Source organism: Campylobacter gastrosuis (assembly GCF_030249845.1).
Lineage (GTDB): Bacteria > Campylobacterota > Campylobacteria > Campylobacterales > Campylobacteraceae > Campylobacter_A > Campylobacter_A gastrosuis.
Genome location: NZ_JANURM010000020.1, coordinates 1 through 20341 on the forward strand (window position 1 = coordinate 1; position 20341 = coordinate 20341).

Below are 20341 nucleotides of genomic sequence, written 5' to 3' on the forward strand. Positions count from 1 at the left end.
CGATTAAAAAATACGAAGCTGGTTCGGTTGAAAATTTTACCTATGAAAATTTAAAAAAAATATCATCGGCTTTTAATGTAACACCATCAGATTTTTTAGATGAATTTTTGTCCGCCAATGTGTCCGACAATCATAAAAAAAATGTCCGTCAATGTGTCTCCCAATCCCAAAATTTGTCCGTCAATGTGTCTCCCAATCCAATAAGCCTTAAAAAGTCACAACTAGAACAAATCAAAAACGACCAGATTTACATAAGAGAGCTTAGCTCAAAGGTCGGAGCGGGCGAGAGTGTGGATGTAGATGGCATTGAGATTTACGACACCGACATACTCGTGCCGTTCTCTGCTAAGCTCTTTAAAGTCCGTCCGCAAAACACAAATAACATCCGCTGTATGCGAGTAGATGGCTACTCTATGATACCTATGCTATACCCTGATAGCTGGGTCATCGCTGATGTTACGGCTAGGTTTAGCGGTGATGGGCTATATATTATTAATTTTTGCGGTAGCTTTATGGTGAAGTTACTACAAAAGGCACCAAATGGCACTCTTTACATAAAAAGCGTCAATAAAGACTATCAAAGCTACGAGATAGGACCAGATGATCAAACAGAGGTTTATATCGTAGGCAAGGTGCTGAGGTGCGTGATTTAAAGCCCATTTAAACGGCTTTTAAAAGGTTGTAAAAGGTGGTGTAAAAAAGTGTAAAGTATTTGTAAAGTAATGTAAAATAAAATTTCGCCACTTTGATTTTGAATAAAACAGCTTCTAAGCCCTATATTTAGGCACTTATCGCTAAATTTTTCTCACTTTGAATTCTTATGAAACTTTACAAGTTGGCTTTACGTTCTAGCGTTTTTGAAAATTTTTATTTTAAAAAGTTAAACAATCTAGAAATGGCAAAGCAAAGTAGGGTCGCACTTCTTCCTTAACCATAACTCGCAAACAATCAAAACAATGTCGCAACATTATTTTGATTTTCGCTTACTTTTCAAGGGTGACGCTCTATCGTTGCTGTGCTTTGCACAGATTTTTATTGCCGACAAGTCGGCTTTACGTTTAGCGTTTTTAAAATTTTAATCCAAAAGTGACGCTAATAAACCCAAAAATTAGCGTTTTTGGTTTTGGTATTTAAAATTTTATAAAAACGCTGTTTAGCAAAAATCAAAAAGCGAGGTTTTTGGCGTGAAAATTTTTGGATACTCTTTTAAATCGTCAAACTCATCGCAAACTACGCCACTATCGCCCCAACCACGAAAGTAAAACGATGTGCCACTTTTACGGCACTGGCTTAAAATTTCACGTACCCAAACTGGACTAACGCCCCTAGCCCTAGCACCACTCTCGCCGCCCACACAAGCCCAGCCAATGCCACTTAAATCAATACCCTTAACGCTAGAAAGTAGCGGTTCAAACGAAATCCACCTGATAAATGCATCTAAATTTTTAAGCGTTTCAATCCTGTTAGCAAAGTGCCAGCTCTCAATCGTAACGCCAAGCCATAAATTCTTTGGGATTTGGCGGTTTTTAAAATATTCGCTCATTATTTTTGGGCGTTTTGTTAGCATTTGATACTGATGATTTGGGGTTTTAAAAATGACCTTTAAAATTTCATCTAAAAACTCAAATGGCATATTTTCGTGAAAAACATCGCTCATAGAATTTACAAAAAATAGCGTTGGTTTTTTGGTTTTTAGCGGGATTTTTAGGCGTTCGGGTAGAATTTTAAACAAAAATCCATCTTTGTAAAGGGCGTTGCCACGCCTTTGTAGGCGAGTTGCAATATTTTGGGCGTAGCAGTTTAGACAGCCAGAGCTCACCTTAGAACAGCCGATGCTTGGATTCCAAGATGAGTGGGCGAAATTTTGCATTAAACGATAAACATTAATTTTGCAAAAAGCACGATGAAAAAGCCAAAGATTAGGGCGATGACGTGCAGATTTTCTTTGACGAAATTTGCAGGTTTTTTGCCTAAAAATCGGCAACTAAGCGAGTAAATTACGCCAGTTAATATGATTAAGGCTAGGAGCACTTTTATCATCAAAAGCGTTTGAAGCGGCGTACTAAAATATCCGCCGTTTTTAGACCCGACCCACGTGCTAATCATCATACCGCCGCTTAAAAACAGCAAAAGTAGGCACACTGGCATTATCTTAATCGCCCTTGACGTGATTGCCATTTTCACACGCTCAAAGTCATCTTTTAGCACGTTTTTTAGCCGAGAAAAGATAACGACATCAAAAAATAGGTAGCCAACAAAGATAATCGCGCAAAAAATATGCACAATCTTTGCGTATGGATAGATCGCTTGCATTTTTAGTCCTTTTAAAAATTTTTGGTATTTTAGAGTTTTTTACTCTTTTTAATCAATGATAAAAATCAAGAAATTTGTAGGTGGGTTTTAACCTCAGAGATTAAAAATTCATAGACCCTTTGCTGGATTAGCGTCTCTTCATCGCAGCCACTAATAAGTCGCCTAAGGTGCGCAAAATCAATCTTGTTTGCGTAGCGTTTGTTTTGCTTAATCTCCTTATCAATGCTTAAAAGCAGGGCGTCAAGCGTTAGATGATCCTTTTTCTTAACCTTTGCGACATACTCTTTTGTCGCTTTGACTAAGAAATTTTGCCGTGTGACATCGCCTTCGTAAATTTCACTTGCAATGTCGCTAAGCACGGCAAAATCATCATCATCAGGGTCAAGCTTTGCAGCAATTATCGCCGCAAAGACTTTGGCGCGAAATTCAAGCGATTTATGGTGATAAACCAAAAATTCACGAAACGCCGAAAGGCAGTGAAGCTTGAAGTTAAACGCCATTTTTAGCCCACTTGTTTAGCCATTCTCTTGCGTTGTGTCGGATCAAGATAGCGTTTGCGAACGCGAATATTTATAGGCGTTACCTCAACAAGCTCATCATCTTCAATCCACTCTAACGCCCTTTCTAAATTTAGCTTTCTTGGTGGCACGAGTTTAATGGCGTCATCGCTACCACTAGCACGGACGTTTGTTAGGTTTTTGCCTTTTATTGGATTTACATCAAGGTCGTTTGGACGGCTATGTTCGCCAATAATCATACCGACATAGACCTTTGTTTGTGGGTCAATAAATAGCACGCCCCTGTCTTGCAGGTTAAATAGCGAGTAAGCAAGTGCCACGCCGTTTTCCATACTGCAAAGTGAGCCGTTTGTGCGGTGCTCCACGCTGCCGCTTAGTGGGCGAAATTCTAAAAAGCTGTGGTTCATCACGCCCTCGCCCTTTGTGTCGGTTAAAAACTGGCTTCTAAATCCTATAAGCCCGCGCGCTGGGATCTCAAACTCAATCCTAGTTTGCCCATCGCCGGTTGGGTTCATACTCACCATTTCAGCCTTTCTCTTGCCAAGCTTTTCAATAACCGTGCCGGTGCAATCATCTGGCGCGTCAATGACAAGAAGCTCAAAAGGCTCACATCTAACGCCGTCAATCTCTTTAACGATAACTTCTGGACGACCTAGCAAAAATTCATAACCCTCTCTACGCATATTTTCAGCTAGGATCGTAATTTGAAGCTCTCCACGACCGCTTACTTTAAATTTGCCCTCGCCGATATTTTCATATCTCATTGCGATATTTGTTTTCATCTCGTTTGCAAGGCGTTCATCAATCTTATTTGAGGTTACGTGTTTGCCCTCAGTTCCAGCCAGTGGCCCGTCATTTACGCTAAATACGACGCTTAAAGTCGGCTCTTCAATGTGAAGTGGGTCAAGTGGCATAGGGTTGTTTGGATCTACCACGCTATCGCCAACGTCAAGCGCCTCAAATCCAGCAATCGCCACGATATCGCCAGTGCCTGCCTCGTTTATATCGGTGCGCTCTAACCCCATAAAGCCGATTAGTTTTGAAATTCTACCAGTTGTTTTTGAGCCGTCAGCCTTGGCTAGGGTTACGTTTTGATTTTTTGAAATTTTGCCGTTAAAAATTCTAGCAATGCCGATTTTGCCGACATAGTTATCATAATCAAGCGTGAAAACTTGAAGTTGAAGCGGATTTTCATCACTACCACTTGGGCGTGGGACGTGGGCTAAAATGGTTTCAAAAAGTGGCTGTAAATTCACATTTTCATCTTCTAAATTTAGCTTAGCGTAGCCATTTTTAGCAGCTGCATAGACGACTGGGAATTCTAGCTGTTCATCACTTGCGTCAAGTGCGACAAATAGGTCAAAAATCTCATTTATCACACGCTCTGGATCGCCAGCTGGTTTGTCAATCTTATTTACGACAACGATAGGGCGAAGTCCTAGGCTTAACGCCTTTTTTACGACGAATTTTGTTTGAGGCATAACGCCCTCTTGCGCATCAACAAGAAGCAAAACGCCATCAACCATTTTAAGCACACGCTCAACCTCGCCACCAAAATCGGCGTGTCCTGGTGTGTCAATGATGTTGATTTTTGTATCTTTGTAGCGAATTGCGGTGTTTTTTGAAAGGATTGTAATCCCACGCTCACGCTCAATGTCGTTGCTATCCATTACCCGCTCACCGACACTTTGATGCTCGTTAAATGTGCCTGATTGTTTTAAAAGCTCATCAACTAATGTAGTCTTTCCGTGATCAACGTGCGCGATAACGGCAATATTTCGTATATTTTCCAAAATTTATCCCTTGTTTTTAGTAAGGGGCAGATTATAGCTAAAAAAGGCTAAAAAAAATTTTAGCCCTAAAATTGCCAAATGTAACAATTTGAAAATTTTAAATATAAAATCAATAATAATTATTGAAAATTAAACAAAATATGTTATAATTTTACGAAATATTTACTTCAAAGGAGAAAAAATGTTAAAAGTTTTCAAATTAGTTGCATTAAGTGTTGTGTTGGCTGTTAGCCTAAATGCCAGTAGTTCTTATAGGGTTTATGTTCCTTATAATTCGGGTGCTTATACATTAAATAATATGATAAATCAGAGAGGAGTATTGATTAAAAATTATCAATATAACAATAACAGACCTTCATCTTTAATAAATCGTCCTTGTGCGTATTCTAGATGGGGTTGCTAAATGGACTTCTCTAAGGCAGATTTTAGAACTGGTGGCGTTAGAGAAAATTTGTCCGTATATAGTGCCTTGGATGTAAAAACAAATAAATTTAACAAGGCACAGCTAAACGAGCTAAGCAAGAGCGTAGAAGCTCTTGCTAGCTCTCACGATATAAAGGTAAATAGCGGAACCAGCGAGTTTAAAAACAATGTATTTTTTAGAGATGGCGTGAGTGGAAGCTACATAAAAATAGGGCTAAGCGATGAAAATTTAGAGACTTTAAAGCGTGTTTTTGGTAGCGAGGGCGTCTATCAAAAGGATAGCAAAAGTGTGATTTTAAATGGCAAAGCAGAGAGTTTTGTATCTGGGTGGTTTGGTGATATTGCCTATCAAAGAGGATACTTAGCAGCCGATAGCAATAACAATGGTAGCCTAAACAAAGAAGAACAAGAAAAAACACACTCATATTTTGGCGAAATTGCAGCAGCTATTAATGTAGGTCAAAAAGTATTAGACGTAAAAAGTATCGGAATGGCAAGTTATTTTTCAAAGAGCGATTATGCTAGTCCGCTTATTAACGCTCCAAGTGGATTTAGTTTTACAAGTCAGACGATTGAGGCTGAGCTAAACCGAACTTTAAGCGCTGATAAAAATCAAGATAAAAAAATAACTCAAAATGAGATTATGAGCAACTCTCAGTCTGATGAATATCTAAGAAATAGCGTAGCCGCCTTAGCTGATACTAGGGATTTAAGGGTTAGCGAGGTAACAACCGATAAAGATGAGATAAAAATGCTTGAAGCTTTACAGGCTAGATTAAAGCTTGAAACGCTAGGAAAGGCTGGGCTAAATAAAGATGATATAGAGGCTTTGGCTAAATTTTTTCCAAGTGCATTAAGTCAGGCAGAGATAAAGTCAGATGATGAAAAAACAGCACAAACACTAAGTCTTGATGAGATAAATAATAACGCAAATATAAATTACGAACAAACCAAAGTGATGCAAAGTCTGCTTACTGAATTGCAAATTAGCTTTGAGGAGAGCTTAAAAGTTGATAAACTGGTTTAATTTTACTAAACTAAACACTACCCAAAATTGCGGTGAAATTAGTCCATTCATCAGTGTGCTTGTGTATGCGTGGCGAGTCGTGTGAAGCCCTAAGATAGGAAAATTTTAAGCTCATTTGTGGCGTTTTGAAGTATTGTTTTTATCTGTTTTGGTGTCCAAATCGTGCGTTTTTTGTGTGAAATTTTTGCCGTAAGTAGCTACTGCCCGATTACAAATTTAGAACACGCAGATAGTGCGTATGAGTGGGCTTTTGGCGAGTTAAAGGGTTATGAAAAAATGGATTTTAAGAATTTAGATGCAACTAGTTTTAACGTGCGAAAAGAGCAGTTTAGAAGCTACCTAAAAAGTATAAATTTTAATGATGAAAATTTTAAAAATGAGCTTAAAAGTGTAATCTTAAAATCGGCAAATGATGAGCTAAAAAATGGTAAAAATTTAGATGAATTTTCGTGGCTTGTCATCAAAAATGGCGTTGCAAGCGACTTAAATTGGAGCGAATATGTGGGCTATATCGGTAGGATTAAGGGCGTGCCAGCATTTGATAGCTTTACGCTAAGTAGTGGCGAAAATGAGCTTTTTTGCGATGAAAAAGCAAAACACTTTACAAAATTTTCAAGTGAGTTTTTAAATAGCGATAAAATCGCCGATGAGCTAACGATAAAACTGCTAAATCCGATGAATTTTATCGCTAAAACGCCAGTGAAATTTTGGCGGATTAGACACGGCGTGAAGGACAGCGACACGACGATTGCGGTGCCGTTTATTTTAGCTAGCAGGCTAAAAGAGCAGGGCAAGAGCGTTGATTTTTACGCACCTTGGGGGCAAGGACACGGCGGAGATTATGATTTAGACGAGCTGTTTGATTGGATTGATGAGATTAGTAAATAGCTAAAATTTCTAAAACATTAATTTATATAGCATAAAAGAAACTTTTGGTTATAATCATCAAATGCAAGATTTGAAATTTATTAATAATGATGTAGATTTTGAAAATTTACTTAAAGATATTGTAGGCAAAGATTTAGCGGTTGATTTTGAGTGCGAGTATAATCGCCATAAATACGGCGAATTCTTGTGTTTGGTGCAAATTTTTGATGGTAAAAATTGTTATGTTATTGATGCTTTAATGTAAGTAATGAGCTTTTAAGGGCGTTTTTTGTAAGCCCAAATTTAAAAATTATTTATGAAAGTAGTTCTGACAAACGGCTGATTTTAAAGCAGTTTGGCGTTGATTTAAACTGCGTTTTTGACCTTAGAATTTTAGCTCATACACTTGAAATTTTTGGCGGTTTAAATGGTGCATTAAGCCACTTTTTAGGCATAACAATCCCTGTAAAAAAGAAATTTCAAAAGCACGACTGGACAAAAAGACCAATCTTGCCAGAAGCCCTAAAATACGCTATAAACGACGTTTTGCACCTGTTTTTGCTAAAAGATAAAATGTTAAGTGCGTTAAAATTTACAAAAAAGCAAGGCGCGATTATTTCACAAATAATAAGAGCCAACGCACCAGAAAAAACCAGCGAAAAAACGCCTGAGCAAATCGCAAATGGCACTGGGCTAAACGCCAAAAATAGGGCGAAATTTCTAGCCATTTATATTTTAGCCGACAAGGCAGCAAGACGTGCTGATATACCTATGCATTTTATCATCTCAAAAAAGCAAATTTTGGGGTTAATTGGTGGTAAAATTAGCGTAAATGAGCTAAAAATTCCACGCCGAGTTGAGTTTGTTTTTGCAAATTTTAAAAAACGAATACAAAATGAGCTTAATAGATAGTTTTTTAAATACGCCCTATATTTTCTTTTTTAAAAGGAAACAAATCCCATAAATTTTTATCAAAATCACCCAAATTCTTGCAAATTTAGAGATTTTTTAGTAAAATCGCACTCTCTTTACGAAAGATTTAATATCTGTTTGCAAGATTAAAAGCCAAAAAGCTTAAAAATCCTCTGCAAATTTGTCTATGTAAAGGGGTCGCGGGTTTGCGACAAGTTCTTTTTAAAGGAAAAAATATGGAAAGAATCAGGTTAAAGCTAAAAGCTTATGACCATAGAGTTCTAGACCGCACAGTTGCAGCAATTGTAGAAGCTGTTAAAAGAACTGGTGCTGACGTTCGTGGTCCAGTGCCAATGCCTACGAAGATTAAACGCTACACAGTCTTAAAATCTCCACACGTAAATAAAGACTCACGTGAGCAGTTTGAGATGAGAATTCACGCTAGAATGCTTGACATTGTAGCAGCTACTCCAGAAACCGTAGATAGCCTAACAAAACTTGACTTAGCCCCTGAGGTTAATGTTGAAGTTCGTGCAATGAAGTAAGGAGCAAGTTATGGAATTCATCGTAGAAAAAATCGGTATGAGCAGAACAATCGCTGCACAAAGCATACCAGTAACACTACTAAAACTTGTAGATACAAAAGTTTGCGAAGTTGATGAGAGCGGTCGTGCTATCGTAGCATACGCTGATACAAAAGCAAACAACAAAGCTATCGCAGGTCAGCAAAAAAAATACAATCTAACTGCTGAATTTAACAAATTTGCTACTTTGCAAGTTGCAAACAAAGAGGCTGGTGCTATTGATGTTTCAGCATTAAGCGAAGCAAAGGTTTTAAAAGTTAGCTTTAACTCAAAAGGTAGAGGCTATCAAGGTGTTGTAAAAAGACACGGATTTGCAGGTGGTCCAGCTAGCCACGGTTCACGTTTTCATAAACGCCACGGCTCAATCGGTAACCGCGAGTGGCCAGGTCGTGTTCAGCCAGGTATGAAAATGGCAGGACATATGGGCAACGAGAAAGTAACCGTTAAAAACGAGCTAGTAAGCTTTGATGCAGAAAATGGCATTATCGTTGTAAAAGGTTGTGTGCCGGGATTTAATGGTGCAATGGGCAGAATAAGGATTGTAAAATGAGTAAAATTTGTGTATTAAATGATAAATTTGAAAAAGCTAGTGAGCTAGAACTTCCAGCAAGTTATGCAGAAGTAAATCCACACAATCTTTACCTTTATGTAAAATCTTACCTAGCTTCTATGCGTGCAAATTCAGCTCACACAAAGAGCCGTGCATTTGTAAGCGGTGGAGGTAAGAAGCCTTGGAGACAAAAAGGTCGCGGTGGTGCTCGTGCTGGTTCAACTAGAACAAACGTATGGGTTGGCGGTGCAGTAGCATTTGGTCCTACAAATGAGAAAAACTACTTCCAAAAGGTAAATAAAAAGCAAAAAAGACTTGCTCTTGAATTTGCACTAAATGAAAAAGCAGCGGCTAATAAACTATTTGCAGTTGATAGCATAGCGGTTGAGAGTGGCAAGACAAAAGACGCAGCTAAAATCATCAAAGCTTTAAATGTGAGAGATGTTTTAGTTGTTAAAGATTTGCTTGATGACAAAACTCTACTTGCATTTAGAAATTTAGCAAATAGCTATGTTGTTGATGCTAGTGAAGTAAATGCTTATTTGGTATCAACTTATAGTGCAGTTATAATTGAAAAAGCAGCACTTCAAACTATAACAAAAGAGGGCTAAAATGGCAGATATTACAGATATCAGAACGATTATATATACAGAAAAAACTCTTGGCCTTCAAGAACAAGGTGTAGTTGTTATCCAAACTTCACCAAAAGTTACCAAAAATGGTTTAAAAGAGGTGCTAAAAGAGTATTTTGGTGTAACGCCACTTCGCATAAATTCACTAAGAATGGACGGCAAAGTTAAGCGTTTTAGAGGCAGAGTTGGCGTTAGAGATGATGTAAAGAAATTTTACGTTAAGCTACCAGAGGGTGTAACCCTAGAAAACACGGAGGCATAAGATGGCTATAAAATCATATAAACCATATACCCCAAGCCGTAGATATATTACTGGTCTAAGCAGTGAAGATATCACAGCTAAACCAAGCGTTAGAAGCCTTCTTGTAAAACTTCCAGCAACTGGCGGTAGAAATAACAATGGTCGCATCACTTCAAGACATAAAGAGGGTGGTGCTAAGAAGCTTTATCGTATTATTGACTTTAAACGTCGCAAATTTGATGTTGAAGGTAAAGTTGAAGCGATTGAGTATGATCCAAACAGAAACTGCCGTATCGCACTTATTGCTTACAAAGACGGCGAAAAACGCTATATCATTAAGCCAAGCGGATTAAATGTAGGTGATATTATCGCTAGTGCAGAAAACGGCGCGCTTGACATTAAACCGGGCAACGCTATGAAACTACGCTATATCCCAGTAGGAACAATAGTTCATAACATAGAGCTTAAACCGGGCAAAGGCGCTCAAATAGCTCGTTCAGCTGGTGGCTATGCTCAGCTAATGGGTAAAGAAGAAAAATACGTCATCGTTCGTATGCCAAGTGGTGAGATGAGACAAATTTTGGCTGAATGTATGGCAAGTATCGGTGTTGTTGGCAACGAAGATTGGGCAAACGTAACTATCGGTAAAGCTGGTCGTAACCGCCACAGAGGTATCCGCCCACAAACTCGTGGTTCTGCTATGAACCCAGTTGATCACCCACACGGCGGTGGTGAGGGCAAGAAAAACTCAGGTCGCCATCCAGTAACTCCGTGGGGCAAACCAACAAAAGGTGCAAAAACTCGCCGTAAAAAAGCAAGCGATAAGCTTATAATTTCAAGAAGGAAAGGAAAATAGAGATGGCAAGATCACTCAAAAAAGGTCCTTTCGTAGATGATCACGTTATGAAAAAAGTTGATGCCGCTAAAAAGGCAAATGACAACAAGCCAATCAAAACTTGGTCAAGACGAAGCACAATAGTGCCTGAGATGATTGGACTTACATTTAACGTTCATAATGGCAAGAGCTTTATACCTGTGTATATCACAGAAAATCACATAGGCTACAAGCTTGGCGAATTTGCTCCAACACGCACATTTAAGGGTCACAAAGGCTCAGTGCAAAAGAAAATAGGTAAGTAAGGGGTAGGTTATGAGTAGATCAATTACAAAATTTGTTAGACTTTCACCTACAAAAGCTAGACTTATAGCACGTGAAGTTCAAGGTATGAATGCTGAGCTTGCTCTTGCAAGTTTGCAGTTTATGCCAAATCGTGGTGCAAAATTTATCGCTAACGCTATCAGCTCAGCTGTTGCAAATGGCGGTTTTGAGCCAGAAGAGGTTGTGGTTACTAGTTGCCGTGTTGATGCAGGCCCTGTGTTAAAAAGATTTAGACCAAGAGCGAGAGGCAGTGCGAGCAGAATTCGCAAACCAACTTCTCATATATTGGTAGAAGTATCAAAAGCAAACAAGGAAGCATAATATGGGACAAAAAGTAAATCCGATAGGTCTTAGACTTGGTATTAACCGCAACTGGGAGTCAAGATGGTTTCCTGCTAAATCAAACTTGGCTGAAAACATTGGCGAAGATTACAAAATTCGTGCATATTTAAAGAAAAAACTTTACTATGCTGGAATTTCACAAATTTTAATTGAAAGAACGGCGAAAAAACTTCGTGTAACCGTTGTTGCTGCTCGTCCTGGTATCATCATCGGCAAAAAAGGCTCTGATGTTGAAGTGCTAAAAAATGACGTAGCAAAACTAATCGGCAAAGAAGTAAATATAAACATCAAAGAAGAGAGAAAAGCACAAGCGTCAGCTCAACTTGCAGCTGAAAACGTTGCTATGCAACTTGAACGCCGTGTTGCTTTCCGCCGTGCGATGAAAAAAGTTATTCAAGGTGCTCAAAAGTCAGGTGCAAAAGGTATTAAAATTTCTGTTGCAGGACGTTTGGGTGGTGCTGAGATGGCAAGAACTGAATGGTATCTTGAAGGTCGCGTGCCACTTCACACACTTAGAGCAAAAATTGATTATGGTTTTGCAGAGGCACACACAACTTATGGCAATATAGGCATAAAAGTGTGGATCTTTAAAGGCGAAGTTCTTCAAAAGGGCGTTCAACCAGAGCGTAACGAAGAAGAAAAAAGCGAGAGAAAACCACGTAGAGCAAGAAGAGGTAAATAGTTATGTTGATGCCTAAAAGAACGAAATTTCGTAAGCAAATGAAGGGCCGTAATCGCGGCTATGCAACTCGTGGCACAAACCTATCAACAGGCGAATTTGCACTAAAAGCTGTTGAAGCTGGTCGTGTAAATTCACGTCAGATAGAGGCTGCTCGTCAAGCTCTTACACGTCACGTTAAAAGACAGGCTAAAATTTGGATTAGGGTTTTCCCTGATAAACCACTAACTAAAAAGCCACTTCAAACTCGTATGGGTAAGGGTAAAGCAGGTGTTGAAGAGTGGGTAATGAATATTAAGCCAGGCCGCATTATTTATGAATTAGCAGGTGTTAGCGAAGAGCTTGCAAAAGAAGCACTTACACTAGCTATGCATAAATTGCCATTTAAGACAAAATTTGTAACGCGAGAGAGTGAAAATGAAATATACTGAGTTAAAAGATAAAAGCGTTGCAGAACTAAACGCTATGCTTAAAGAGAAAAAGGTGCTTTTATTTACATTAAAGCAAAAGCTAAAAACTATGCAGTTAAGCAACCCTAATGAGATAGGTGCTGTCAAAAAAGAGATAGCACAAATCAATACTGCAATTAGTGCGACAAAGTAAGGGGCGTAAAATGGCATTAAAAAGAGAAATTCAAGGCGTAGTTTTACAAAAAGCTGGTGATAAAACAGCTACTATTTTGGTTGAAAGACGCGTTATGCACCCAAGATACCACAAATTTGTAAAGCGTTTTAAAAAGTATTTAGTTCACGATGAAAAGAACGAAACAAACGCTGGAGATACAATCCTAGCAGTTGAGTGTAGACCACTTTCAGCACGCAAAAGCTTTCGCCTAAAAGCTATCTTAGCAAAGGGAGTTGAGTAATGATTCAAAGTTTTACAAGACTTGCAGTTGCTGACAATAGCGGTGCAAAAGAGTTAATGTGTATTAAAGTTTTAGGTGGTAGCAAGAGAAGATATGCGACTTTGGGCGATATTATCATCTGCTCAGTTAAAAAGGCTCTACCAAACGGCAAGATCAAAAAAGGTCAAGTTGTTAAGGCTGTTGTTGTTAGAACTAAAAAAGAGGTTCATAGAGAAAATGGCTCACTTATCAGATTTGATGAGAACGCAGCCGTTATACTTGATAACAAAAGAGAGCCAGTAGGCACACGTATCTTTGGTCCAGTTGGTCGTGAGGTTAGATATGCTAACTTTATGAAGATTGTTTCACTAGCACCGGAGGTTCTATAATGGTTAAGTATAAAATCAAAAAGGGTGATTTAGTAAAAATCATCGCAGGAGATGACAAAGGTAAAACTGGTAAAGTTCTATCTGTTCTTGCAAAAAAAGGTCAAGTTATAGTTGAAGGTTGCAAAGTGGCAAAAAAAGCTATAAAACCAAGCGAGAAGACTCCAAACGGCGGTCATATAAACAAAGAAATGCCAATAGACATCTCAAATGTTGCGAAAGTTGAGGGCTAAGAGTTATGAGATTAAGAGATAAATATAACGAAACTATCAAAGCCGCTCTAACAAAAGAATTTGATATCAAAAACCCTATGCTAATCCCAGCTCTTGAAAAGATCGTAATTAGCGTTGGTGCAAACGACTCAGCAAAAGATCAAAAAGTTATGCAAAATATGGCAGATACTATATCTTTGATAGCTGGTCAAAAAGCTGTTGTTTGCAACGCTAAAAAATCAGTAGCTGGTTTTAAAGTTAGAGAGGGCTTCCCAGTTGGTATTAAAGTAACTTTACGAAAAGAGCGTATGTATGCGTTTTTGGATAAGCTTATAAGTGTTGCGTTGCCAAGAGTTAAAGATTTTCGTGGTTTGCCAAGAAATGGCTTTGACGGCAGAGGTAACTATAACTTCGGTTTAAGCGAACAGCTAATGTTCCCAGAGGTTGAGTATGATAAAATTTTACGCACTCACGGTATGAACATTACTATCACAACAACCGCTAAAAACGATAAAGAGGCATTCAAATTGTTAGAGCTATTTGGTATGCCATTTGCAAAAGGAAAGTAAGATGGCAAAAAAATCAATGATAGCAAAAGCTGCACGCAAGCCAAAATTTGCGGTTCGTGGCTATACAAGATGCCAAATTTGCGGTCGTCCGCACTCTGTTTATAGAGATTTTGGAATTTGTCGTGTTTGCCTAAGAAAAATGGCTAACGAGGGGCTAATCCCGGGTCTTAAAAAAGCAAGTTGGTAAGGAATAAATATGTTAAATGACTTAATCGCAGACGGACTAACACGTATCAGAAACGCAGCCCTAAGAAAGCTTGACACGACAAAATTGCTTCACTCAAACGTTGTTGAAGCAACACTTGGCGTTTTGGCATCAAAGGGCTATTTAGAGAGCTTTAATGTCGTTGAAGAGGGCAACAAAAAATTCATAAACGTTGTCCTAAAATACGATGAATACGGCAGAAGCGTGATTCACGAGATTAAAAGGGTATCAAGCCCGGGTCGTCGTGTATATCAAGGCAAAGATGATATTAAACGCTTTAAAAATGGTTATGGAACGATTGTCGTTAGCACAAGCAAAGGCGTTATGAGCGGTATTGACGCTCACAAAGCTGGTGTTGGTGGCGAGATACTCTGCACTATTTGGTAATAAATTTTTAAACAAAGCCAGCGGGCTTTGTTTTTATGTTTTCGCAAAAAGCGATAAATTTTACGGCATTGTGGTGTTTATTCAAAATCGTAGAAACACACTAGACAAGTAAAAAGGAAAGAAATGTCACGTATTGGAAAACAGCCGATAGCTATCCCAAGCGGATTAGATGTCAGCGTAGAAAATTCTGTCCTAAAATTTAAAAAGGGCAACAACATAAAAGAGCTTGACACAAAAGGTAACGTTGATGTCAAGGTAGAAAATGGCACAATAACATTTGCTCCAAAGAGCGATGACCGCCAAAGCAGAGCTTACTGGGGCACTTATAGAGCCTTAGCAAACAACGTAGTTGTAGGGCTTACACAGGGCTTTGTTAAACAGCTTGAAATCAACGGCGTTGGTTATAAAGCAGCTGTAAAAGGCAAAATTTTAGAGCTATCTTTGGGATTTTCACATCTTGTAAATTACGAAGCACCAGAAGGTATTGAAATTTCAGTTGAGAAAAACGTAATCACAATTAAAGGTAGCGACAAGCAAGTCGTAGGTCAGGTTGCCGCGCAAGTTAGAGGATTTAGACCACCTGAGCCATACAAAGGCAAGGGCGTTAAATATGTAAATGAACGCATTATCCGCAAAGCGGGCAAAACATCTAAGAAGTAAGGATAGGCGATGACAGCAAAAGTATTAAAAAGAAAACTCGCTCTTAGAGTTAAGAGAAAAAAGAGAGTTAGAGCAAAAATTTCAGGTGTTGCCGATTGTCCTAGAATTTCTATTTTTAAATCAAATAGAACAATCTATGTCCAAGCTATCAACGATGTAACCGCTACTACCATAGCAGCAGCTGATGGCAGAAAGCTAGGTATAAAAGCAAACAAAGATGGAGCTGTGGTTTTAGCAAAAGAATTTGCAAAATCACTAAAATCAAAGGGCGTTGAAGTGGCTGTATTTGACAGAAACGGCTATTTGTATCACGGCGTAGTTGCAGCATTTGCTGACGCTTTAAGAGAAAACGGCATCAAGCTATAACCCAAAGGAAAATCAATGCAAAAGTATAATAGAGAAGAATTTGAAGAAGTAATCGTTGATATCGGCAGGGTTACAAAGGTTGTTAAAGGCGGTCGTAGATTTAGATTTACAGCACTTGTGGTTGTTGGCAATAGAAATGGTCTTGTCGGCTTTGGCTATGGCAAGGCAAAAGAGGTGCCAGATGCGATGCGTAAAGCGGTAGATGATGCGTTTAAAAACATCATTGAAGTTAAGCTAAAAGGCTCTACAATCCCTCACGATGTTGAGGTTAAATACAACGCAAGTAGAATTTTGCTTCGCCCAGCTAGCGAAGGTACTGGCGTTATCGCTGGTGGCGGTGCTAGACCTATTATTGAGCTTGCGGGTATTAAAGATATCCTTACAAAATCGCTTGGTTCAAACAACTCAGCAAACGTTGTTCGTGCTACAATCAAAGCACTTAGTATGTTAAAAGGATAATTTATGGCACTAGAAAATTTACAACCAGCCGTTGGCTCAACAAGAAACACAAAAAGACTTGGTCGCGGTCAAGGTAGCGGTCAAGGCAAAACAGCAGGCAAGGGACACAAAGGTCAAAGAGCAAGAAAGGGCTACAATGAGAAGCGTGGCTTTGAGGGCGGTCAGCAACCACTTCAAAGACGTCTGCCAAAAGTAGGCTTTACATCTAAATTTGAAAAACCTTATGTAATTAACGTTGAGAAAATCACAGCAGTTAAAGAGTTAGCTGAAATTTCACTAGCTACAATCGCTTCTGTGCATAAAATTTCAAAGAGCGTTAAAAAAATTAAACTCATCGGCGTTAGTGCAAAAGATCTTGCTTCAAAGATAAAAGATAGCAACGTTATCGTTAGCGGATTAAAATAATGAATAAAACACTGCTCAACAAGATTCTAATCACGTTGGCATTTTTATTCGCTTACAGGATACTGGCGTATGTGCCGGTTCCTGGCGTTAATGTAGATGTGATTAAAGAATTTTTTAACTCAAACAGCAATAACGCCCTTGGACTATTTAATATGTTTAGTGGCAACGCCGCTGAGCGTCTTAGTATCATCTCACTTGGCATTATGCCTTACATTACAGCCTCAATCATTATGGAGCTACTAGCTGCGACCTTCCCAAATTTGGGCAAGATGAAAAAAGAGCGCGATGGTATGCAAAAGTATATGCAGATTATCCGCTACGCTACAATCGTAATCACGATAGTTCAGGCTATCGGCGTTAGTATCGGACTTCAAAGCCTTACTGGTCGTCAAGGCGAACAAGCCATTATGATAGAGATAAACCTATTTATCGCAATCGCCGCCGCTTCTATGCTAACTGGCACTATGCTTTTAATGTGGATAGGTGAGCAAATTACACAACGAGGCATCGGCAATGGTATCAGCCTTATCATCTTTGCAGGTATCGTTTCTGGCATACCAAGCGCGATAGGCGGCACGATAAATTTAGTAAATACTGGCGAGATGAATTTCTTGGTTGTTATTGGAATTTTTGTCGTTATTTTGCTGACTATTGGCATTATCATCTTTGTGGAGATGGGCGAAAGACGCATACCGATTTCGTATTCTCGTAAGGTAATTATGCAAAATCAAAACAAACGCATAATGAACTACATACCGATAAAGGTAAATTTAAGTGGTGTTATACCGCCGATTTTTGCGAGTGCGATTTTGATGTTTCCTAGCACGATTTTACAGGCTAGCACAAACAAATATGTCCAAGCAGTTTATGACTTTTTAAACCCAAATAGCTACACATTTAACTTTTTAACATTTTTATTTATCATCTTTTTTGCGTATTTTTACGCTTCAATCACATTTAACACAAAAGATATAAGCGAAAATTTAAAAAGACAAGGTGGCTTTATACCGGGCGTACGTCCTGGTGAACACACGGCTGAGTATCTAAACGAAGTAGCCAGTCGCCTTACATTTAGTGGTGCGATTTATCTAGGGCTAATCTCAACTTTGCCTTGGGTTTTAGTAAAATTTATGGGCGTTCCGTTTTATTTTGGTGGCACTTCGGTGCTTATCGTTGTTTCTGTCGCTCTTGATACGATGAGAAGGATTGAGGCGCAGAATTATATGAGTAAATATCAAACGCTCTCAGCAGTTGGTCTTTAATGGCTTTTCTCGTGAGTGCTTTTTAGGGAGTTTGAAATTTTAAATCTGCGATAGACTTTATGTCTTATCTTGATTTAAAATTCCTACACAACCCTAAAAATCATCTCACGATAATCAAGCCTTTTAACTTCAAAATTTTGCTTTACTAAGTCATATTTTGGCTCGGTCATTACCTATCTGGTAACTCCCTTTGCCAAAGCCTAGTCCGCCTAGCTATGCTTTGCAATACAAAAGCCGTTTTTGGCTTTTTATCCTAAGTTTATGATAGACCTTATGTCTTATCTTGATTTAAAATCACACACAACCCTAAAAATCATCTCTTAACACAAAGCCTTAAAATTTAAATCAACAAACGCCTATCTGCCCATATTTTCAGAGTTTTAGTGCCAATTTTTAAATAAAATTAAAACAAAAATTTTAAAACAAAAACATATCATTTACTTTATTTTATATTTACAAACACGAATTTAACCAATTTAAAATAAAATTTAGCAACTTTGATGATTTTTTGTATTAAAATACTCTTTAAAAGAGGGCAAATCAAAACAAAAAAAGGGGGATAAAATGAAAAATCAAAAAGGCACAAAAAGCCTAGTTTTTCGCACTACACTTATTTTTTCAACGCTTTTTACGCTCTTTATTGCCATACTTTTGGGCGTGATTTTCAAGCAGTTTTCGCACACTATCATTGAGGACATTCGCATAAATTTGCAAAATAATGTCCAAAAAGAGAGCAAAAGCATTTACGAGGAGATTTTTGCCAAGATTGAAACGACCGCTTCAAACTACGCAACTCTAATCAACGAGCTAAAATTTAGCGACAAAGACGCACTAAATAAAATCAGCGACGCTATTGTCGGCTCGGATAGTGCCATTGTCGGCGGCGGATTTTGGTTAGAGCCAAATGTCGTGAGCGGCGAGCGATTTTACGGACCTTACTGGTTTAGGGACAACGGCAAAATCACGCTAACTTGGGATTACAGCAACGAAGCAAACGACTACACAAAATTTGACTGGTATAAAAATGATGGACTTGCTAAAAATCAAAGCGTGGTTTGGAGCGAAACCTACAAAGATGAGGTCACGGGAGTGCCGATGATTACGGCGACTTCGGCGTTAAAAGACGGAGCAAAAAAGCTTGGCGTCATCACGATAGATTTGGGCTTAAAAGAGCTTAGCGAGTATTTTTCACAGATAAATTTTAAAGGCATTAGCAGTTACGATTTGGCTTTAATTTCGGCTGATGGCACCTACATAAATGCTAAAAATAGCGAGCTAATCGGCAAAAAAATCGCCGATACCAGCGTGATAAAAAGCGAAATTTCAGAAAACGATGAGAGTCTAATCATCACAACGCCGATAGCAAAAACTGGAATTTTTATGTTCTTAGAGGTTAAAAAGAGCGTGATTTTTGAGGATTTTTATAAATTCCTAACGACAAACGCCATAATCGCAGCCCTATTTGTTGTCGTTTTAATCATCGCCGTGATTATGTTTATGAGAGTTAGCATTTTAAATCCGCTAAGCCGACTTGGCGTTATGGTCGCTGACCTTGCAAAGGGCGAGGGCGATCTTACAAAACGCCTTGATGTCAAAGGCGAGGATGAAATAGCTACAATCGGCAAAGATGTAAATAGCTTTATTGAAAAAATCCAAAATTTAATCGCAAATTCAAAGCAAACATCAGCCGAAAACGCCTCAATCTCAAACGAGCTTACCACGACATTTTTAGTCGTAAAAGAGCGAGCCGATGATGAAACAGCACTTGTAAAAACCACGGCAAATTCAGGTCAAAACGTCCTAAGCGACATCACGCAAATCGTGCAAACCGCACAAAATAACGCCAAAAATTTAGAAACGGCAAATGTGAATTTAGAAACGATTAGAGCCGAGATTAAGGGGCTAAACGAGCTTTTAGCTACTCAGGCAGAGCTTGCCGCGCATTTAGCTAGCAAGCTAAGCCAAACCAGCAAGGACACAGCAGAGGTTAAGAAAATTTTAGTTGTCATTGATGAGATAGCCGATCAAACCAATCTGCTTGCACTTAACGCCGCCATTGAAGCTGCCAGAGCCGGTGAATACGGCAAGGGCTTTGCCGTCGTGGCTGATGAGGTTAGAAGGCTTGCTGAGCGAACACAAAGCAGTCTTTCAGAGATAAACGGCACGATAAATGTGGTCGTAAAATCCGTTGATGAGATTAGCTCTGAAATAGATAAGACATCAGAGCAGATGACTGAAATTTCACGTTCAAGCACCAAACTTCAAGGCGTGGTAGATGAGAACGCGCTCATCATTCAAGGTAGCATAAACGCCAACAAACAGAGCGTAGATGACTACAAAAATAGCCAAAAATCAATACAGGCTATCATTGAGCAGATAGATAAAATCAACGACATTGTAAATACAAACATAAAAAGCATAGCAGAGGTCGGCAAAGCCAGCGAGTATCTAAATCAGATGACCTCACGACTTGACACGGAGCTTGGTAAATTTAGAGTGTAACTTGGAACAAATCTTGCTTAGCCCTTTAAAGTAAAAATTTAAAG

Annotated in this window: 30 protein-coding genes and 3 pseudogenes; 29 read left to right on the top strand and 4 right to left on the bottom strand. The window is 38.8% G+C overall.

Annotation, left to right across the window (positions count from 1 at the left end; translation table 11 throughout):
- The coding region (locus NYG85_RS10255; protein WP_349252810.1) for a S24 family peptidase at window positions 1–653 on the top strand (653 nt) is incomplete at its 5' end.
- Window positions 654–1153: 500 nt separating this feature from the next.
- Here NYG85_RS10255 and NYG85_RS10260 read toward each other — a convergent pair.
- The 4 genes from NYG85_RS10260 to typA all read right to left on the bottom strand — a co-directional run bounded on the left by NYG85_RS10260 (window position 1154) and on the right by typA (window position 4624).
- On the bottom strand, window positions 1154–1870 hold the full coding sequence (locus tag NYG85_RS10260; RefSeq protein ID WP_284938483.1) for a DUF5131 family protein: 717 nt from the start codon (window positions 1868–1870) through the stop codon (window positions 1154–1156).
- Complete coding sequence (locus NYG85_RS10265) at window positions 1870–2313, bottom strand: copper resistance protein CopD (protein ID WP_284938485.1); 444 nt, start codon at window positions 2311–2313, stop codon at window positions 1870–1872. The genes NYG85_RS10260 and NYG85_RS10265 overlap by 1 nt, the downstream gene beginning before the upstream one ends.
- Window positions 2314–2378: 65 nt before the next feature.
- The gene (locus tag NYG85_RS10270) at window positions 2379–2813 is read right to left on the bottom strand and encodes a hypothetical protein (protein ID WP_284938486.1); all 435 of its coding nucleotides are present in this window, start codon (window positions 2811–2813) and stop codon (window positions 2379–2381) included.
- A gap of 2 nt (window positions 2814–2815) precedes the next feature.
- A complete protein-coding gene (typA, locus tag NYG85_RS10275; protein WP_284938487.1) occupies window positions 2816–4624 on the bottom strand; it encodes a translational GTPase TypA in 1809 nt (602 codons plus the stop codon).
- A gap of 181 nt (window positions 4625–4805) precedes the next feature.
- Between typA and NYG85_RS10280 the strand changes: the two genes are divergently transcribed.
- From NYG85_RS10280 to NYG85_RS12225, 28 genes and pseudogenes are all read left to right on the top strand, one after another.
- Complete coding sequence (locus tag NYG85_RS10280; RefSeq protein WP_284938488.1) at window positions 4806–5027, top strand: hypothetical protein; 222 nt, start codon at window positions 4806–4808, stop codon at window positions 5025–5027.
- Entirely contained in the window at window positions 5028–6074 is a 1047-nt protein-coding gene (locus tag NYG85_RS10285) for a hypothetical protein (RefSeq protein ID WP_284938489.1), read from the top strand.
- A 162-nt stretch (window positions 6075–6236) separates the two neighbouring features.
- The gene (locus NYG85_RS10290) at window positions 6237–6962 is read left to right on the top strand and encodes a hypothetical protein (protein WP_284938490.1); all 726 of its coding nucleotides are present in this window, start codon (window positions 6237–6239) and stop codon (window positions 6960–6962) included.
- Between the two features lie 70 nt (window positions 6963–7032).
- The gene (locus tag NYG85_RS10295; protein WP_284938491.1) at window positions 7033–7206 is read left to right on the top strand and encodes a hypothetical protein; all 174 of its coding nucleotides are present in this window, start codon (window positions 7033–7035) and stop codon (window positions 7204–7206) included.
- Between the two features lie 17 nt (window positions 7207–7223).
- Window positions 7224–7853 (top strand): annotated as a pseudogene (locus NYG85_RS10300) (ribonuclease D); the annotation flags it as partial.
- A gap of 236 nt (window positions 7854–8089) precedes the next feature.
- Window positions 8090–8398 (top strand): 30S ribosomal protein S10, encoded by a 309-nt coding sequence (gene rpsJ, locus NYG85_RS10305; RefSeq protein WP_034969979.1) that lies wholly within the window; start codon window positions 8090–8092, stop codon window positions 8396–8398.
- Between the two features lie 10 nt (window positions 8399–8408).
- Window positions 8409–8987, top strand: a complete 579-nt coding sequence (gene rplC, locus NYG85_RS10310; RefSeq protein ID WP_034969981.1) for a 50S ribosomal protein L3 — start codon at window positions 8409–8411, stop codon at window positions 8985–8987.
- The gene (gene rplD, locus NYG85_RS10315; RefSeq protein WP_034969982.1) at window positions 8984–9598 is read left to right on the top strand and encodes a 50S ribosomal protein L4; all 615 of its coding nucleotides are present in this window, start codon (window positions 8984–8986) and stop codon (window positions 9596–9598) included. The genes rplC and rplD overlap by 4 nt, the downstream gene beginning before the upstream one ends.
- Before the next feature lies 1 nt (window position 9599).
- A complete protein-coding gene (locus NYG85_RS10320; RefSeq protein WP_284938493.1) occupies window positions 9600–9881 on the top strand; it encodes a 50S ribosomal protein L23 in 282 nt (93 codons plus the stop codon).
- Window position 9882: 1 nt separating this feature from the next.
- A complete protein-coding gene (gene rplB, locus NYG85_RS10325; protein WP_284938495.1) occupies window positions 9883–10716 on the top strand; it encodes a 50S ribosomal protein L2 in 834 nt (277 codons plus the stop codon).
- Window positions 10717–10718: 2 nt separating this feature from the next.
- A complete protein-coding gene (rpsS, locus tag NYG85_RS10330) occupies window positions 10719–11000 on the top strand; it encodes a 30S ribosomal protein S19 (protein ID WP_034969989.1) in 282 nt (93 codons plus the stop codon).
- 10 nt (window positions 11001–11010) lie between these two features.
- Entirely contained in the window at window positions 11011–11340 is a 330-nt protein-coding gene (gene rplV, locus NYG85_RS10335; RefSeq protein WP_034969992.1) for a 50S ribosomal protein L22, read from the top strand.
- 1 nt (window position 11341) lies between these two features.
- Window positions 11342–12043 (top strand): 30S ribosomal protein S3, encoded by a 702-nt coding sequence (gene rpsC / locus NYG85_RS10340; RefSeq protein WP_169753127.1) that lies wholly within the window; start codon window positions 11342–11344, stop codon window positions 12041–12043.
- A gap of 2 nt (window positions 12044–12045) precedes the next feature.
- The gene (gene rplP / locus NYG85_RS10345) at window positions 12046–12471 is read left to right on the top strand and encodes a 50S ribosomal protein L16 (protein ID WP_034969998.1); all 426 of its coding nucleotides are present in this window, start codon (window positions 12046–12048) and stop codon (window positions 12469–12471) included.
- Entirely contained in the window at window positions 12458–12643 is a 186-nt protein-coding gene (gene rpmC / locus NYG85_RS10350; protein WP_284938497.1) for a 50S ribosomal protein L29, read from the top strand. The genes rplP and rpmC overlap by 14 nt, the downstream gene beginning before the upstream one ends.
- A gap of 10 nt (window positions 12644–12653) precedes the next feature.
- On the top strand, window positions 12654–12905 hold the full coding sequence (gene rpsQ, locus NYG85_RS10355) for a 30S ribosomal protein S17 (RefSeq protein WP_034970012.1): 252 nt from the start codon (window positions 12654–12656) through the stop codon (window positions 12903–12905).
- Window positions 12905–13273 carry a 50S ribosomal protein L14 gene (gene rplN / locus NYG85_RS10360; protein ID WP_034970014.1) on the top strand — a complete coding sequence of 123 codons (369 nt, stop codon included), beginning with the start codon at window positions 12905–12907 and terminating at the stop codon, window positions 13271–13273. Before rpsQ ends, rplN begins: the two co-directional genes overlap by 1 nt.
- The gene (rplX, locus tag NYG85_RS10365; RefSeq protein ID WP_034970016.1) at window positions 13270–13503 is read left to right on the top strand and encodes a 50S ribosomal protein L24; all 234 of its coding nucleotides are present in this window, start codon (window positions 13270–13272) and stop codon (window positions 13501–13503) included. Before rplN ends, rplX begins: the two co-directional genes overlap by 4 nt.
- 5 nt (window positions 13504–13508) lie before the next feature.
- Window positions 13509–14051, top strand: a complete 543-nt coding sequence (gene rplE / locus NYG85_RS10370) for a 50S ribosomal protein L5 (RefSeq protein WP_034970018.1) — start codon at window positions 13509–13511, stop codon at window positions 14049–14051.
- A gap of 1 nt (window position 14052) precedes the next feature.
- Entirely contained in the window at window positions 14053–14238 is a 186-nt protein-coding gene (locus tag NYG85_RS10375; RefSeq protein ID WP_284938499.1) for a type Z 30S ribosomal protein S14, read from the top strand.
- A gap of 9 nt (window positions 14239–14247) precedes the next feature.
- Window positions 14248–14643, top strand: a complete 396-nt coding sequence (gene rpsH, locus NYG85_RS10380) for a 30S ribosomal protein S8 (protein WP_284938500.1) — start codon at window positions 14248–14250, stop codon at window positions 14641–14643.
- A gap of 123 nt (window positions 14644–14766) precedes the next feature.
- Window positions 14767–15303, top strand: a complete 537-nt coding sequence (gene rplF, locus NYG85_RS10385) for a 50S ribosomal protein L6 (RefSeq protein ID WP_284938502.1) — start codon at window positions 14767–14769, stop codon at window positions 15301–15303.
- Between the two features lie 9 nt (window positions 15304–15312).
- Entirely contained in the window at window positions 15313–15669 is a 357-nt protein-coding gene (gene rplR, locus NYG85_RS10390) for a 50S ribosomal protein L18 (RefSeq protein ID WP_284938503.1), read from the top strand.
- A gap of 15 nt (window positions 15670–15684) precedes the next feature.
- The gene (rpsE, locus tag NYG85_RS10395) at window positions 15685–16128 is read left to right on the top strand and encodes a 30S ribosomal protein S5 (RefSeq protein ID WP_284938505.1); all 444 of its coding nucleotides are present in this window, start codon (window positions 15685–15687) and stop codon (window positions 16126–16128) included.
- Between the two features lie 3 nt (window positions 16129–16131).
- Window positions 16132–16533 carry a 50S ribosomal protein L15 gene (rplO, locus tag NYG85_RS10400; RefSeq protein WP_284938507.1) on the top strand — a complete coding sequence of 134 codons (402 nt, stop codon included), beginning with the start codon at window positions 16132–16134 and terminating at the stop codon, window positions 16531–16533.
- On the top strand, window positions 16533–17795 hold the full coding sequence (gene secY / locus NYG85_RS10405; RefSeq protein ID WP_284938508.1) for a preprotein translocase subunit SecY: 1263 nt from the start codon (window positions 16533–16535) through the stop codon (window positions 17793–17795). Before rplO ends, secY begins: the two co-directional genes overlap by 1 nt.
- Before the next feature lie 564 nt (window positions 17796–18359).
- A pseudogene (locus NYG85_RS12220) lies at window positions 18360–19439 on the top strand (methyl-accepting chemotaxis protein); the annotation flags it as partial.
- Between the two features lie 360 nt (window positions 19440–19799).
- Window positions 19800–20297 (top strand): annotated as a pseudogene (locus tag NYG85_RS12225) (methyl-accepting chemotaxis protein); the annotation flags it as partial.
- Window positions 20298–20341: the final 44 nt, after the last annotated feature.